Below are 11,664 nucleotides of genomic sequence, written 5' to 3'. Positions count from 1 at the left end.
ATTGTGATTTCAAGATTGTGATTCAAAATGGTAACCTGAATGTGATTGCTTCGTTCCTCGCAATGACTCTAATAATCCGAAATCAATTCCAATTCCGTTCTAAAAGCAAGCATTTTGTCTCCAAATAATCGCGAACCTTCTTCACGAAAACCTGGTGCATCTTCCAGATAATATTTCTCCAAAGTTTCCTTACTGTCCGTGGTATACTGAACTGAATAGGTTACTCCTCCCATTTCTTCTTCAATTAAAACCCTAACCATTCTTGCCGATGAGAATTTCCCCGTAGCCAGAATTTCAGGAATGTGTTTGTGTTGCATCCAAATCATCCATTGATCGTGAACGCTTTCATGTATGTTTGTGGTAACATTGTATATTATCATTATTGTTAATTTGGTTATTCGTCTTTTCGGTTAATCGGTTAAACATTTAACCGATTAAACATTTACTTATAAATTCGTATCGCCTCGTAATTGCCTGAATGTCTTTCTGGCATCAACAAAATAAATACTGTCCTGATGACTGAAAATTATCTTTTCGTATAATGGTTTTGCCTTTTCAGGTAACTTCAATTGCTTGTTATAAATTTCTGCCGAAAAAAACAATGCTTCATCAATATAAATTCCGTCGCTGTGATGGTCTATAATATTTTGGTATTGGCTTAAAGCCAAATTAAAATCTCCCAGTTTTTCATAAACCTTTCCTAAACGCAACAAGGTTACCGCCTCAATTTCCTGTCCCTTATAATTCTTCAATATCAACTGGAATTGAGTCACCGCTTCCTGATTTCTATTTTGATATAAAAGATAATCGCCTTTTGCAAATTGTTTCAATGCCGTTTGTGTTGAATCGGCAACCGTATTGTCATTTATTAGAAGAAAATATTCCAAAGCATCATTGGCAATCAACTGTGTATTCGCCGATTTTAATTCCTTGAATTGTTTCAATGCCCAGGCAAAATCAGTTTTGAAATAACTCGTTTTAGCCGATTTCAAACTTGCTTCATGAGCCACCACATCATTTTTTAAATCCAATTCTATCTGCGAATAATAAATCAACGCTTGATTAAATTTTTCTTCGTAAAGCAAAATATCCGCCAATTCCATTTTGGCTTCAGCCACTTGATAATCGTCCAATTGCAATTCGAGGGCTTTTTTAACTATTGCCTTCCCATCTTCCGGTTTTTTTAAATTAAAAGCAACAAAATGGGCTTGAATTAGCTGCAAAGATAAGGTAAAAGGACTTATTTCATATTGTTTCAACAAACCGACTAATTCTGTATTGATGGTGGCAAAATCTTTTTCCTTAGCTTTCTCTATTTTCATCTTCATCAAATAGGAATTTGCTTGCACCAGAAGTTCCAATTCTTTGGTGTTTTCCAGAACAAAACCCAGTATTTCCTTAGCGGCTTCTTGATTGTCTTCCTCAATGGCAAGCTGTCCCAAATTCACGATGTTAGAAAGTGATTCCGGATCGCGTTTATAAATGGCTTTTTCTTGAATAAAGGCTTTTTCAAATTCTTTTTGCTGCACATAATACCAACTCAAATAACGATTCCAAAAAATATCTTGGTTTTTTTGAGCCCTTATAATTAGTGCCTTTCGCAAGGTTTCATTAAAGTTGGCGTCTCCCTCATCAACCATAAAACGAGCCAATTGATTCTGGATCATTATCGAATTCTGAGGATTTGCAGACGCTTCATTCAAAAATGTCGCAATCATCATTTCAGTATTACCCAATTGTCCGTAGAGCAGTGCTACTTGATAATTAAAATTAAAATTTGGGTCTAATTGAGAAGCGCTTTGATAGGATTTCAAAGCATATTCCAGCAACACTTTTCTCTCAAAAGAGCTCGCAATACCATAAACCTCGTTTGGATTTCCCTTGATGCGTTCCAGTGCCTGATCGTAGTAATTTTTGGCTTTGGCCTCATTTTTTTGCAATTGAAAATTATAGCCTAATTCCACCAGAAGATTTCCTTGCTTGTATTTATCAAATCTCGACTGAATTGCTCTCTCGGCAACATCAAATTGTTGTAACTGCTGATAACAGTCGACCGTTCTGAGAAAATATTGGGTGTTTTGAGGAACATTTTGCAGTAATTCCTCATAGCTAATTTTAGCTTTTTCAAAATCACCTTTGTCATAATAATATTGCGCCAATTGCTCGTTTTGGGCGAAAGCAAATAGCGAGAAAAACAAATTGATATAGAGAAAAAAGTGCTTCATGTTAAAAGTGTTCAGTATTCAGTGTTCAGTTTGCCAAACGGTGTGTTGTCCAAAAAGCTAACTGAACACCGATCACTGAGGACTGAACACTAGTTAGTCTATAATATCAAACCCACAATACGGACGTAAAACCTCAGGAATTACAATCCCTTCTGGAGTTTGGTAATTTTCTAAAATTCCCGCCAAAACTCTTGGCAAAGCCAATGCACTTCCGTTAAGGGTGTGTGCCAATTGGTTTTTTCCGTCCTTATCTTTGAAACGCAATTTCAAACGATTCGCTTGAAAAGTCTCAAAGTTAGAAACCGAACTGATTTCTAACCAACGATCTTGCGCCGTAGAAAAAACTTCGAAATCATAAGTCAAAGCAGAAGTGAATCCCATATCTCCGCCACAAAGACGCAAAATACGGTACGGTAATTTCAGTTCCTGCAAAATACTTTTTACATGTTCTACCATTCCGTCTAAAGCTTCATACGATTTATCAGGATGTTCTACACGAACGATTTCGACTTTATCAAATTGATGCAAACGGTTTAATCCACGTACATGCGCACCGTACGAACCCGCTTCACGACGGAAACATGGTGTGTAAGCCGTAGTTAAAACCGGCAATTCATTTTCGTTTAAAATGACATCACGAAATAAGTTGGTTACTGGAACCTCAGCCGTTGGGATTAAGTATAAATCATCGGTTTTATCATGGTACATTTGCCCTTCTTTGTCCGGCAATTGTCCCGTTCCATAAGCAGAGGCTTCGTTTACCATGTGCGGAACCTGAACTTCATTGTAACCGGCTGCCGTGTTTTTATCCAAGAAATAATTGATCAAGGCGCGTTGTAATCTCGCCCCTTTCCCTTTGTAAACCGGAAATCCTGCACCAGTGATTTTTACACCCAATTCAAAATCGATGATGTCGTACTTTTTTACCAATTCCCAATGCGGTTGCGCGCCTTCATGCAAAACTGGAATTTCACCTTCTTCAAAAACATTCAGGTTTTCCTCTGGTGTTTTTCCAACAGGAACAATATCAGCAGGAAGATTGGGTAATGTATATAATTTTTCTAAAAGTTCTGCGGCAAGCACATCAGCAGTTTCGGCTAATTTCTTGCTTTTCTCTTTTAGTAAAACTGTTTTTTCTTTTAGAATTGCGGCTTTCGATTTCTCTCCTGCTTTCATCAATTCGCCAATATCTTTGGATAATTTATTAGATTCGGATAAAATTCCGTCTAACTCCACTTGCGTAGCGCGACGTTTTTCATCCAGTTGTACCACTTCTTCAACAACACTTGTAGCATCGATGTTTCTCTTTGCTAAAGCGGTGATTACTTTTTCTTGATTCTCTCTAATAAATGCGATTTGTAACATAGTTGATTTTTTTAACGCTAACTTATATAATTATGGAAGCAAATTTAAGGAAATGTTTGGGACTTATAAGACAAAGTTTTAAGGAAAAGGAGAATATCCTAATTCAAATGCATTGGGCTTTTTTTAAACACATAGAATCATAGAAAAATTAAGAGTGAGAAGAATTTGATAGCATTTCATTTTCACATAGCTATGCATTCTAGCTAAAATGAAATGCCTTTTTAATAAACTCAAAACTATGATTCTATGCGTTTAAAAAATAAATTTGCTATTCTCTTTTGATTTCATGCCCCACAAACTCTTCTAAGACAGCAAACATATCGTCTACGGAAAGAGCTTCGAAATCTGGATGTGATTTTAAGAAATCAGCGTTCAAGGTAACTAGATTTTCTTCAATTTCAAAAAAAGTATCGTTGTTGAGCAAATCTCGCGTTGGATTTACGCCATCTAATTTTCCTTTCAAAAACTTATTCAGCTTTACGCTGCTCATTAATTTAATTTTTTTGGATTGCTGTTGGAACAATTCCAGATGCTTTTCTGCACCAACTAATGCCAAAGCTTCTTCTAATAATTCATTTAATTCTTTATCCCAACCAGAATTATATACAAACTGCGCAAAATTGCCTTCCGTATATTGAGAAGTATAATAATCTAAATAATAACTCATCAAGGCATCCTCGTGAATCAAATCATCGTCAATTTTTTCCTCGCGCATTAAGTTAATCACCGAAATATTAGAGTTGATTACATCTTGCGGGTTTTCGCTAATCATCGCGGTTTCTGAAATAATTATTCTACCAAATTCCATGGGTTTTGTGTTTAAGGAGTTTGAGGCAAATTTCGGGGAAAATAATGAGAGATAAATGTTTTTAAACACGGATTTCACAGATTAGCACAAATTATTTTTGTGTTACAGATAACGGTTTACGAGTCACATAGGAATAATGAAACCCGAATAATTTATTCTCAAAAAAATAAGTAACTTAGCAATATGAAAATGAAAGAGGCAATACAAATGAAATATGCTGAGTTTTTAACCTTATGCAAAAGCCATAATGTTAAAAATATTTATGCTTTTGGCTCTGCTGTGACGGAAAATTTCAATGATGAATCCAGCGATATTGATTTATTAATCGAAATTGACACTGAAGACCCTATTGAGCGTGGCGAAAACCTAATGAATCTATGGGACAAACTGGAAGATTTTTTCCAAAGAAAAGTTGATTTATTGACCAATTCATCCATTAAAAATCCAATTCTCAGAAAAAATATAGACTCTACAAAAATTTTACTTTATGACGGAAAAGAGCAAAAAGTATCTTTCTGATGTCTTGATGGCGATAACCTTAATTCGCGAATTTACTGCTGACATTACTGATTTCAATGCGTATGATAAAGACCGAAAAACTCAAAGTGCCGTTGAAAGACAGCTTGTAATTATTGGAGAAGCGCTCAATAAATTAAGATTGATTGAGAATGAATTTGTAATTAAAAATGACAATCAAATTATCGGTTTTCGTAATCATTTGGTTCATGCTTATGACAGTATTGATAATTCGATAGTTTGGGCTATTTTAAAGCGTCACTTAGAAAATTTAAAAATTGAAATCGAAAATTTAGAATACTAAAATTGTAACGGCAGCCAATCAAAACAAGGTCAAGCTTTTATTACCCAAAAATTTCACTAATTATCAAAAAAATTTTGTGATTTCTGTAGCCTCAGATTAGTCATTATTCTTTTTCTGATTCATTTTTGTAACCAAAGCTTTCAAACGTGCTGCTTTTTCTTTTTTCTCTTCTTGTAGTTTAGACTTTTTTCTATTGAGCAATTTGGTATGTAAAGCCTTGTTTTTAGTGTTTTTTTCGGGTCCTTTTGCCATAATATACAATCTTCTTTAATTAGGTTTATAGTTTGAGACTGAAATCACATCTTCAACGTTGGAAACTTTGCGGAGGAAACCATTCTTTCTCGCTTTATATTCCGAAGAATGAGGAATCTCATCAAGTTGCTCACGTAATGGAGATTCTTCCTTCGTCAGAATGACACGTTTGGGGATAAATATTTTGGAAATAATGAATCCCTTATAATCGATAAAAGTGAAAATCCTCTTTCGTACAGTTCTATTTTTTTTCTGACAGAAAAGAGCGACCAAAGGAAGCTCCTTTTATGCCTTGAAAAAAAAGGGTTGCGGGTGAGAGATTGCAATGAATAGCGGGATTAGCTCCCTATAAAAGCCCTAAATAAACTTACGAAGACTCATTATAATCCCGATATGTAGCCCTTCATGAAAATAGTTAAAAGCCATAGCGTCAGCAGCACTTTTTAAAACAAAACCGGTCGATGTGGGATATTCACTGTAATTTTTGAAGTATTCATTACTGAAATCCGCTTCGGTCTGGTCGATTGTTTGAGAAAGCAACGATAGAATTTCATCTACCTCGGCTTGAGTAGCGATGTGTTCCGGTTTGGTTCCTTTTTTGTATTTTTCTACCATTTCGTCCGAAATCATCATTGGCAAACCCGATAATTTGTACGTCAACATTTGCTGCACGACAACGACGTGGGCGATATTCCAGATGAGATTATTGTTATATCCTTCCGGTATTTTATTTAATTGTTCCAAAGTGTAATTTTGCAACATTTGGGACAAGATTTTTCTACTTGTTCTGGTAATATCGAATGTTTGATTCATTTTTATATGATTTGGAATTTTTTGATAAAAATAATCATTTTCCGCATCAAATGATTTTTCTTTGCACAAAGAAATCATACTCTATTATGGATAAAATATATTATCTCGCTTCCTGCGATACGTGTCGAAAAATTATAAAATCATTACCGAAAGAACATGAATTTAAGTTTCACGACATCAAACAAGATCCAATTACTGTGGAAGAGCTGGAACAAATGCGTGAGCTTTCTGGAAGTTATGAAGCGCTTTTCAGTAAAAAAGCAGTCCTTTATAAATCGATGGATTTAAAAAATAAATCCTTGACCGAAGATGATTACAAAAAATACATTCTGGAACATTATACGTTTTTGAGTCGTCCCGTTTTCATCATCAACGATAAAATCTACATTGGAAATACCCAGCAAAATATGCTTCAGGTAACGAAAGCTTTGAGTTAATGTCAAGAAGAAATCTCGCGCTGCTTGGCGCCACATTAGTTTCCTTGATTTATGGCGTTACGTTTACTATCGCCAAAGATGTGATGCCATTGTATATTGACGCCTACGGCTTTATCCTATTACGTGCTGGTGGTTCCATGATTTTGTTTTGGCTGGTTTGGCTTTTTATGCCAAAAGAAAAAATAACACTCAATGATTTTCCTCGAATTATTGCCGCTGCATTCTTTGGTGTGGCTTTTAATATGCTTACTTTTTTCAAAGGGTTAAGCCTTACTTCTCCTATTAGCGCTGCGGTAATTATGGTTTCAACACCAATGATTGTTTTAGCGCTTTCGGCAATTATCATGAAAGAACGCATGAAAAACCGTATGGTTTTGGGAATCGTTCTTGGCTTAATAGGAACGGCTTTTCTTATTCTTTATGGAAAATCCATCGGCAGCGCCACCAATGCAGGTTTGGGAAATTTCCTGGTTTTGGTCAACGCTATTTCCTATGGATTTTACCTGATTATCGTCAAGAAATTAATGGATAAATACAATGCATTTACCTTTGTGAAATGGATTTATTTATTCGGATTTATTATGGTTTTACCTTTTGGCTGGAGCCAATTTGATGCTGTAGATTGGGCAATAGTCCCAACAGTTATTGGCTGGAAAATAGCATTCGTAGTAGTTTTTTCTACCTTTCTGACCTATCTGCTCAATTTGCTTTCGATGAAAGAATTAAAACCAACGACTGTTGCCGTTTTTATTTATTTACAACCGCTCTTCGCAACTATTTTTGCGATAAGCTTGGGCAAAGACGAATTGAGTTGGGTGAAAATTGTTTCGGCTGTTTTAATATTCGCGGGAGTTTATCTGGTATCCTCCCCACAGTCCCCTGCGAACGAGGGGAGACTGGACGTGAAAACTGAGACTGCGACTGAAAACTGAGTACTGAACACTGAATACTTTTCATTATCTTTGACCTCTTTTAGAAAATTATATGATACAATCAATGACGGGTTTTGGGAAAGCAACTTTGCAATTACCAACCAAAAAAATCACAGTAGAAGTAAAATCCTTAAACAGTAAAGGTTTGGATTTGAATGTGCGAATGCCTTCACTGTACCGCGAAATGGAATTGGGTTTAAGAAACCAAATAGCCTTAAAACTGGAAAGAGGAAAAGTAGATTTTTCTATTTTTATCGAAAGTACCGCGGAACAAACTTCTACGAAAGTGAATGTGCCTATTGTAAAAGGCTATATCAATCAGTTGAGAGAGGTATATGCTGACGCTGATGAAACCGAATTGATGAAAATGGCAATTCGCATGCCGGATACCATGAAAATAGAACGTGATGAAATCGATGAAAACGATTGGATACAAATCCAAACCGTTATCGAAGAAGCGTTGCAAAACATCTTGACTTTTAGAAGAGATGAAGGAATGTCATTAGAAAAAGAATTTCAATTGCGAATTGGCAACATTCGTCAATATATGACGGAAGCTTTAGCTCTTGATCCAGAACGCGTTCAAGCGATAAAAGACCGTTTGCAAACTGCAATCTCAGAACTTAAAGTGAATGTAGATGAAAATCGTTTCGAACAAGAACTGATTTATTATTTAGAAAAATTAGACATCACTGAGGAAAAAGTGCGTTTGACGAATCACTTGGATTATTTCTTGGAAACCATCAATGGAACCGAAGCCAATGGTAGAAAATTAGGTTTTATAACCCAAGAAATGGGACGTGAAATCAACACTATGGGTTCTAAATCCAACCATGCACAAATGCAGAAGTTAGTCGTTCAGATGAAAGACGAATTGGAAAAAATCAAAGAACAGGTTTTGAATGTTTTATAAAAATAGTAAGTAGAGACGCGATTCATCGCGTCTTTTTGCATAAAAATTAGAAGTGATTGATCACATCTAAAAAAATAACAACAATGAGCACAGGAGGAAAATTAATAGTGTTTTCGGCACCTTCGGGGTCTGGAAAAACGACCATCGTTAGGCATTTATTAGAAAAAGAAGATTTGAATCTGGAATTTTCGATTTCGGCAGCATCGCGCGAATCGCGAGGTGAAGAGGTAAACGGAAAAGATTATTATTTCATGTCTACCGAAGAGTTCAAAAAACACATCAAGAACGAAGACTTTCTGGAATGGGAAGAAGTGTACCGCGATAACTTTTACGGAACGCTAAAAAGTGAAGTGGAACGCATCTGGGCCAAAGGAAAAAATGTAATTTTTGATATTGATGTATCTGGCGGATTGCGAATTAAACACAAATTTCCTGATGAAACGTTAGCCGTTTTCGTTAAACCACCAAGCATTGATGAATTGAAAATTCGTTTGAAAAAACGCTCTACTGAAAGTGACGATAAAATCAACATGCGAATTGCTAAAGCCTCTGTTGAATTGGCAACTGCCCCTCAGTTTGATGTTGTCATAAAAAACTACGATTTGGACATTGCTTTAGAAGAAGCCTATCAATTGGTGAAAAACTTTGTGAAAGAATAAACACGACTTTCACCAGTTAACACCGTTTTCTTTAATTTGTGGAGATCTGTGATATTTCAAATAAGGATTGTTTATGAAAATAGGACTTTATTTCGGAACGTTTAACCCCATTCATGTTGGGCATCTCATTATTGCCAATCACATGGCAGAGCATGCGGATTTAGACCAAGTCTGGATGGTGGTTACGCCGCACAATCCTTTGAAGAAAAAAAGTACTTTGCTCGACGATTACCACCGTTTACAAATGGTCTATCTTGCCACAGAAGATTTCCCGAAAATTAAACCTTCGGACATTGAATTTAAGTTATCGCAACCTAATTATACGGTGAATACATTAGTTCATTTGCAGGAGAAATATCCCAATTATGAATTTTCCTTGATCATGGGCGAAGACAATCTGAGGTCGTTGCACAAATGGAAAAACTACGAAGCTATTTTAGCCAATTACGATATTTATGTTTATCCTAGACTCGACGCCAAAGTACGAAAAGGTGAAGCAATATCATTGGAAACAGAAAATTTGGAATTCAGAAACCATAAGAGAGTTCACATGATTGATGCTCCTGTTGTAGAGATATCATCCACTTTCATTAGAGAAAACATTAAAAACGGGAAAAATATTCAGCCGCTTTTACCTAATAAAGTTTGGGAATATATTGACCATAATAATTTTTACAGGAGGTAACTATTTCAAAGTATCTTTTAATTCCACTTCAATTTTTTCGAAAATCGCACTTAAATTATCATTTTTACCAGATAATAGGAAAACTTCCGTGGTAGGCATTTGCTTGCTGTTCCACAACAATTGTATTTTTTTATCTCGAATAAAAGGTTGTGCATTAATATCCCAAACAACTGCAATTCCTGTATTTTCAGCAAGTATGTTTATCATTTCGTATTCAGAAGGAATAATATAATTTGGAACCATCGAAGGTCTTTTTTTGTTAAACACATGCAGCCAAAATAATTTGATATGCGGAATTCTGGCATCATAACTAAACCATTTTTGTTCGTTTAACCATTGTTCGATGGCTACAAAATCTTTACTTCTGATTTTTGTTTTTAATTCCGAAGCATCAATATTGCTAGAACCCACGATAATTTGTTTGATTTCACCGACTTTTTTTTGAATGGTGTCAAAAGTGTCGTATTGTTTAGTAACTATGGCAAAATCGAGTTTTTTAGAATCGACCAATTCAAAAAGCGTATCGTTTTCATGAAAACTGAAATCTATAAATTCAAATTTTGAAAGCAAGGCACTTCCTAAGCTAATCATGAAATGTTTGGAGATTCCGATAGAAATTAATCTGTTGGCATTGAACGCTTTGGCCCGAAAACCGTTTTCTACATTTTCTAATCGGTCTAATGCCTCAATGATTAAATTATTTAGTAACTTAGCGTATTCCGTTGGTTCAACGCCTTTAGACTTTCGATTGAAAAGTTTATAACCTACATGCGCTTCCAACATTGATATTTGCTGACTAACAGCAGGTTGACTAATAAAAAGTTCTTTGGCTGCCAAAGAAAAATTTCCATTTTTATAAACTGATTTAAATGTTCTGTACCATTCCAAATTGACCATGATATAAATATATTTATCACAAACATAATTTAAATTATTTTTACTAATAACATATTCGCCGTAAATTTGTATAAACATAATAAGAAATGAAAAAAATTGCATTATTTACCATTATAACATTAACCGTAAGTTGTATCACTGCAACTGCACAGAAACAAAATAAAAAAGTTATGAAAAAAGTATTATTTGTTCTTACCAGTCACGATAAACTAGGTAACACAGGGGAAAAAACAGGATATTGGACAGAAGAATTTGCAGCTCCATATTACGAACTAGCCGATAAAGGAGTTTTGATTGATATTGCAACTCCACTAGGAGGACAACCTCCAATCGATCCAAAAAGCGAAGATCCATCTGCAGCAACAGAAGACACAAAAAGATTGGATAAAGACACAGCAGTTCTTGCTAAACTGAAAGACACAAAAAAATTAGCTGATGTCAATCAAGCTGATTACGATGCTGTTTTTTATCCTGGAGGTCATGGACCACTTTGGGATTTAGCCGAGGATAAAAACTCAATCGCATTAATTGAATCTTTTTATACTAACAAAAAACCAGTGGCTTTTGTTTGTCATTCCCCAGGAGCGCTTAAAAATGTAAAAGTAAATGGCGAATTCTTAGTAAAAGGTAAAAAAGTAACTGGTTTTTCTAATACAGAAGAAGAAGCAGTTGGATTAACTAAAGTTGTTCCGTTTTTATTAGAAGATGCATTACAATCGAATGGGGCGACTTATTCAAAAATAGGAGATTGGCAGCCTTATGCAGTTGAAGATGGTTTATTGATCACCGGTCAAAATCCAGCTTCCTCTAAATTAGTAGCTGAGAAATTATTACTACAATTAAATTCAAAAAAATAAT

At 35.2% G+C, this 11,664-nt stretch carries 15 protein-coding genes; 8 read left to right on the top strand and 7 right to left on the bottom strand.

Going from position 1 to position 11,664, the window contains the following annotated elements:
* Positions 1 to 68: 68 nt before the first annotated feature.
* The 4 genes from H4V97_RS10370 to H4V97_RS10355 all read right to left on the bottom strand — a co-directional run bounded on the left by H4V97_RS10370 (position 69) and on the right by H4V97_RS10355 (position 4,398).
* Positions 69 to 380 (bottom strand): DUF4286 family protein, encoded by a 312-nt coding sequence (locus H4V97_RS10370; protein ID WP_209549672.1) that lies wholly within the window; start codon positions 378 to 380, stop codon positions 69 to 71.
* 66 nt (positions 381 to 446) lie between these two features.
* The gene (locus tag H4V97_RS10365; RefSeq protein WP_209549671.1) at positions 447 to 2,225 is read right to left on the bottom strand and encodes a tetratricopeptide repeat protein; all 1,779 of its coding nucleotides are present in this window, start codon (positions 2,223 to 2,225) and stop codon (positions 447 to 449) included.
* 93 nt (positions 2,226 to 2,318) lie between these two features.
* Positions 2,319 to 3,590, bottom strand: a complete 1,272-nt coding sequence (serS, locus tag H4V97_RS10360; RefSeq protein WP_209549670.1) for a serine--tRNA ligase — start codon at positions 3,588 to 3,590, stop codon at positions 2,319 to 2,321.
* Between the two features lie 268 nt (positions 3,591 to 3,858).
* Entirely contained in the window at positions 3,859 to 4,398 is a 540-nt protein-coding gene (locus H4V97_RS10355) for a DUF4375 domain-containing protein (RefSeq protein WP_209549669.1), read from the bottom strand.
* 189 nt (positions 4,399 to 4,587) lie between these two features.
* Between H4V97_RS10355 and H4V97_RS10350 the strand changes: the two genes are divergently transcribed.
* Entirely contained in the window at positions 4,588 to 4,917 is a 330-nt protein-coding gene (locus tag H4V97_RS10350) for a nucleotidyltransferase family protein (protein ID WP_245345223.1), read from the top strand.
* Entirely contained in the window at positions 4,886 to 5,218 is a 333-nt protein-coding gene (locus tag H4V97_RS10345; RefSeq protein WP_209549668.1) for a DUF86 domain-containing protein, read from the top strand. The genes H4V97_RS10350 and H4V97_RS10345 overlap by 32 nt, the downstream gene beginning before the upstream one ends.
* A gap of 96 nt (positions 5,219 to 5,314) precedes the next feature.
* Here the strand turns inward: H4V97_RS10345 and H4V97_RS10340 are convergent, their stop codons facing one another.
* Positions 5,315 to 5,470, bottom strand: a complete 156-nt coding sequence (locus tag H4V97_RS10340; RefSeq protein ID WP_209549667.1) for a hypothetical protein — start codon at positions 5,468 to 5,470, stop codon at positions 5,315 to 5,317.
* A 357-nt stretch (positions 5,471 to 5,827) separates the two neighbouring features.
* Positions 5,828 to 6,283, bottom strand: coding sequence for a DinB family protein (locus tag H4V97_RS10335; RefSeq protein ID WP_196850346.1), 456 nt, complete (start codon positions 6,281 to 6,283; stop codon positions 5,828 to 5,830).
* 86 nt (positions 6,284 to 6,369) lie between these two features.
* On the opposite strand from H4V97_RS10335, the gene H4V97_RS10330 reads away from it, so the two are divergent.
* The 5 genes from H4V97_RS10330 (at position 6,370) to nadD (ending at position 9,909) form a co-directional block, all read left to right on the top strand.
* Positions 6,370 to 6,720, top strand: coding sequence for an arsenate reductase family protein (locus tag H4V97_RS10330; RefSeq protein ID WP_196850347.1), 351 nt, complete (start codon positions 6,370 to 6,372; stop codon positions 6,718 to 6,720).
* The gene (locus H4V97_RS10325; protein WP_209549666.1) at positions 6,720 to 7,652 is read left to right on the top strand and encodes a DMT family transporter; all 933 of its coding nucleotides are present in this window, start codon (positions 6,720 to 6,722) and stop codon (positions 7,650 to 7,652) included. The genes H4V97_RS10330 and H4V97_RS10325 overlap by 1 nt, the downstream gene beginning before the upstream one ends.
* 52 nt (positions 7,653 to 7,704) lie before the next feature.
* The gene (locus H4V97_RS10320; RefSeq protein WP_209549665.1) at positions 7,705 to 8,565 is read left to right on the top strand and encodes a YicC/YloC family endoribonuclease; all 861 of its coding nucleotides are present in this window, start codon (positions 7,705 to 7,707) and stop codon (positions 8,563 to 8,565) included.
* A gap of 83 nt (positions 8,566 to 8,648) precedes the next feature.
* Positions 8,649 to 9,224 carry a guanylate kinase gene (gene gmk / locus H4V97_RS10315; protein ID WP_209549664.1) on the top strand — a complete coding sequence of 192 codons (576 nt, stop codon included), beginning with the start codon at positions 8,649 to 8,651 and terminating at the stop codon, positions 9,222 to 9,224.
* Between the two features lie 73 nt (positions 9,225 to 9,297).
* Positions 9,298 to 9,909 (top strand): nicotinate (nicotinamide) nucleotide adenylyltransferase, encoded by a 612-nt coding sequence (gene nadD, locus H4V97_RS10310; protein WP_209549663.1) that lies wholly within the window; start codon positions 9,298 to 9,300, stop codon positions 9,907 to 9,909.
* Here nadD and H4V97_RS10305 read toward each other — a convergent pair whose 3' ends face one another.
* On the bottom strand, positions 9,910 to 10,884 hold the full coding sequence (locus H4V97_RS10305; protein ID WP_231385450.1) for a LysR family transcriptional regulator: 975 nt from the start codon (positions 10,882 to 10,884) through the stop codon (positions 9,910 to 9,912).
* Positions 10,885 to 10,892: 8 nt separating this feature from the next.
* Here H4V97_RS10305 and H4V97_RS10300 point away from each other — a divergent pair, with 8 nt between their 5' ends.
* Positions 10,893 to 11,663, top strand: coding sequence for a type 1 glutamine amidotransferase domain-containing protein (locus H4V97_RS10300; RefSeq protein ID WP_196850352.1), 771 nt, complete (start codon positions 10,893 to 10,895; stop codon positions 11,661 to 11,663).
* The last annotated feature ends 1 nt before the right edge of the window (position 11,664 follow it).

Source organism: Flavobacterium sp. CG_23.5, from assembly GCF_017875765.1.
GTDB lineage: Bacteria > Bacteroidota > Bacteroidia > Flavobacteriales > Flavobacteriaceae > Flavobacterium.
Note: the sequence above shows the minus strand (reverse complement) of the source record. Positions and strands in the feature narration are given on the sequence as shown.

What these genes read in the sequence shown, in the direction of transcription:
- H4V97_RS10370 (WP_209549672.1), bottom strand. Translation starts at nt 380, where the DNA reads ATGATAATATACAATGTTACCACAAACATACATGAAAGCGTTCACGAT.
- H4V97_RS10365 (WP_209549671.1), bottom strand. Translation starts at nt 2,225, where the DNA reads ATGAAGCACTTTTTTCTCTATATCAATTTGTTTTTCTCGCTATTTGCT.
- serS (WP_209549670.1), bottom strand. Translation starts at nt 3,590, where the DNA reads ATGTTACAAATCGCATTTATTAGAGAGAATCAAGAAAAAGTAATCACC.
- H4V97_RS10355 (WP_209549669.1), bottom strand. Translation starts at nt 4,398, where the DNA reads ATGGAATTTGGTAGAATAATTATTTCAGAAACCGCGATGATTAGCGAA.
- H4V97_RS10350 (WP_245345223.1), top strand. Translation starts at nt 4,588, where the DNA reads ATGAAAGAGGCAATACAAATGAAATATGCTGAGTTTTTAACCTTATGC.
- H4V97_RS10345 (WP_209549668.1), top strand. Translation starts at nt 4,886, where the DNA reads ATGACGGAAAAGAGCAAAAAGTATCTTTCTGATGTCTTGATGGCGATA.
- H4V97_RS10340 (WP_209549667.1), bottom strand. Translation starts at nt 5,470, where the DNA reads ATGGCAAAAGGACCCGAAAAAAACACTAAAAACAAGGCTTTACATACC.
- H4V97_RS10335 (WP_196850346.1), bottom strand. Translation starts at nt 6,283, where the DNA reads ATGAATCAAACATTCGATATTACCAGAACAAGTAGAAAAATCTTGTCC.
- H4V97_RS10330 (WP_196850347.1), top strand. Translation starts at nt 6,370, where the DNA reads ATGGATAAAATATATTATCTCGCTTCCTGCGATACGTGTCGAAAAATT.
- H4V97_RS10325 (WP_209549666.1), top strand. Translation starts at nt 6,720, where the DNA reads ATGTCAAGAAGAAATCTCGCGCTGCTTGGCGCCACATTAGTTTCCTTG.
- H4V97_RS10320 (WP_209549665.1), top strand. Translation starts at nt 7,705, where the DNA reads ATGATACAATCAATGACGGGTTTTGGGAAAGCAACTTTGCAATTACCA.
- gmk (WP_209549664.1), top strand. Translation starts at nt 8,649, where the DNA reads ATGAGCACAGGAGGAAAATTAATAGTGTTTTCGGCACCTTCGGGGTCT.
- nadD (WP_209549663.1), top strand. Translation starts at nt 9,298, where the DNA reads ATGAAAATAGGACTTTATTTCGGAACGTTTAACCCCATTCATGTTGGG.
- H4V97_RS10305 (WP_231385450.1), bottom strand. Translation starts at nt 10,884, where the DNA reads ATGTTTATACAAATTTACGGCGAATATGTTATTAGTAAAAATAATTTA.
- H4V97_RS10300 (WP_196850352.1), top strand. Translation starts at nt 10,893, where the DNA reads ATGAAAAAAATTGCATTATTTACCATTATAACATTAACCGTAAGTTGT.